The organism is Flavobacterium sp. (assembly GCF_028712645.1).
Taxonomy (GTDB): Bacteria; Bacteroidota; Bacteroidia; order Flavobacteriales; family Flavobacteriaceae; genus Flavobacterium.
In genome coordinates this window covers 1-2,713 of the sequence record NZ_JAQTPQ010000371.1, presented here as the reverse complement: position 1 = coordinate 2,713, position 2,713 = coordinate 1, and the positions used below count along the sequence as shown (strand labels likewise).

The following is a 2,713-nucleotide window of genomic DNA, read 5'->3' as shown; positions in this document are numbered from 1 at the left end:
ATAACTTCATAATTTAAAGTAAAAGGATCATTGGTTCTATTGATGTGAAAAAACCAATACACATCAGCTCTTTTTGGTTTTTTAGAAAAAATAGATTTCAATATTTTTTCTTCAACTTCATAATTTTTATCCGCTTTTGACAAATAAATCAAATGAGTAGCATATTTCGGAATATCAATATCATTACTTAATTCCTGAAGTTGCTGTGTATGTTCAGCCAAATTAGTGAACTTTAGAAATTTGTTATTGATCTTTCTAGCAAAAAACCAAGTGTACATAGTTATGAAAATGAAAAGTTCAAAGAACAAGAACATCCATCGTTCTTTAATTTTAATGATATTGGCAATAAAAAATGCTATTTCAATAACAACAAAAATGGTTATGATTACAGCTATCAATATTCTGTTCATCTTTCGAATATAAATCAAATAATAATTTAATAGTACAGTTGTCATTAGCATTGCAATGGTAATAGAAAAACCATAGGCTGCTTCCATATTTGAGGAATTCTTAAAATATAAAATCATCAAAATACAGCCTATCCAAAGAATTGTGTTTACAGATGGAATATAGATTTGTCCTTTTAAATTGGTTGGATTTCGCATAGCTACCCGAGGCCAAAAATTGAGTGACATCGCTTCATTTATCAACGTATAAGAACCGCTTATCAAAGCTTGTGAAGCTATAATAGCAGCAAAAGTTGCAATAATTATTCCTGAAAAAAGAAACCATTGTGGCATTATAGTATAAAAAGGATTTCTCCCTTCAAGAAAAGCATTCCCCTGAGTCATTATCCAAGAAGCCTGACCTAAATAATTAACAACCAATGCAGTTTTTACGAAAACCCAAGTGATTCTGATGTTTTTTCTTCCACAATGTCCTAAATCCGAATACAATGCCTCTGCTCCAGTTGTACATAAGAAAACTGCTCCCAATAACCAAAATCCGTGAGGATATTCAACTAATAATTCATAAGCATACTTTGGATTTAATGCGGTCAAAATAGCTGGATGTTCTAAAATTTGGACAAAACCCAAGACAAAAAGCATTGAGAACCAAACTACCATAGCTGGGCCAAAGAAGAATCCCACTTTTTGAGTTCCAAACCGTTGAAAGAAAAACAATCCCGATAAAATTACAATCACAATGGGAAGTGTCGGAATGCCTGGAGCTACATTGCTCAAGCCTTCTACGGCAGAGGCTACAGAAATAGGAGGCGTAATAATTCCGTCTGCCAAAAGTGTTGTTGCTCCAAGAATTGTTGGGATAACCAATTTTCCTTTTCCGAAACGTTTTACTAATGCATAGAGCGAAAAAACGCCTCCTTCTCCGTGGTTATCTGCCGAAAGTGTTAACAAAATATATTTGAAAGTCGTTTGAAAAGTAAGCGTCCAGAAAATACAGGAAATTCCACCATAGACTAACAATTTAGATATTTCTCTTTTACCAATAATGGCTTTCATTACATAAAGCGGGCTTGTTCCTATGTCTCCATAAATAATTCCCAAGGCTACTAAAAGTGATGCTGCGGTGACTTTTTGAATGGTTGATTTATTCATTTTATTTTTTTGTTTTGATGGTTTATGGGTATAGAAATCCTTATCACAATGATTTAAATCACTATAATTATGTTCATTTAAAAGAAGAAATAATAGTTTTAGCTTGTATTAAATCGATAGCCTACACCAGATTCTGTAATGATAAATTTTGGTCTGTTGGGATCTTCTTCAATTTTTTTTCGAAGTTGAGCCACAAAAACTCGTAAATATTGTGTTTGGTCTGAATAGGTATTTCCCCAAACTTGTGAAAGTAAATATTGATGTGTCAGAACTCTACCTTCATTTTTTACTAAAATTGAAAGTAAATTATATTCGGTTGTAGTGAATTTTATAATTTCTTCTTTTGACTTTACTACCCGCGAAGTAAAATCAATTGAAATTTCTCCAAAACTAACTATTGGTTCATTATCATTTAGAACTAAATTTCTTAATGAAGTTCTAATTCTTGCTAATAATTCTTGAGTTCTAAATGGTTTTGACAAATAATCATTGGCTCCATTATCAAGTGCTTTAACAATTTCTTCTTCACTATTTTTTACGGTTAAAATAATAATAGGTTTATTGTACCATTCTCTTAATCGTTTTAAAATTACTTGTCCATCTTCATCTGGCAAACCTAAATCGAGAATAATAAGATCAGGTTGTTCGTTAGTGGCAACTGTCAATCCTTCTTTTCCATTTACTGCAAAAATAGTTTTGTAATCATTAGAATTTAAAGAGATTTCAAGCAGTTTCCTGATTTGAACTTCATCGTCTATGATCAATATTTTAGCTGGATTATTCATTTGAAATTGTTGATGTATTCATAGCTAATGCTGGAAAACCAATTCTAAAAACAGAACCACCTTCTTCACCATTTTTTAATGTTATATTACCTTGTTGAGCTTCGACAAACCCTTTTACTATAGACAAACCAAGACCTGTTCCTCCAGTTTTTGAGTTTTGTAATCTATAAAATTTATCAAAAACATTTCCAATTTCTTCTTCTGGAAAACCCTTACCATCATCAGAAATTGTAAGCATACAAGGCATTAATTTATCTTGGGTATATTCAAAATCAACATCTGGATTATACTCGACTTTGATTTCAATTTTTGCACCTTTTGGTGTATATTGTGTTGCATTGAAAATCAAATTATAAATTATTTGCTCTG

3 protein-coding genes are annotated in these 2,713 nt (G+C 31.4%); all 3 read right to left on the bottom strand.

Annotated elements, in window-relative coordinates; translation table 11 throughout:
* Positions 1-1,559, bottom strand: a 1,559-nt coding sequence (locus tag PHC28_RS17995) for a KUP/HAK/KT family potassium transporter (RefSeq protein WP_300103765.1), incomplete at its 3' end; no start/stop codon positions are given.
* Between the two features lie 98 nt (positions 1,560-1,657).
* Positions 1,658-2,344: a response regulator gene (locus PHC28_RS17990; RefSeq protein ID WP_300103762.1), complete on the bottom strand. Its 687-nt coding sequence runs from the start codon at positions 2,342-2,344 to the stop codon at positions 1,658-1,660.
* A partial coding sequence (locus PHC28_RS17985; RefSeq protein ID WP_300103759.1) for a sensor histidine kinase occupies positions 2,337-2,713 on the bottom strand: 377 nt, incomplete at its 5' end. The genes PHC28_RS17990 and PHC28_RS17985, both read right to left, overlap by 8 nt.

Excerpts from the sequence above, each read along its gene's own strand:
- PHC28_RS17990 (WP_300103762.1), bottom strand. The coding sequence starts at position 2,344 with ATGAATAATCCAGCTAAAATATTGATCATAGACGATGAAGTTCAAATC.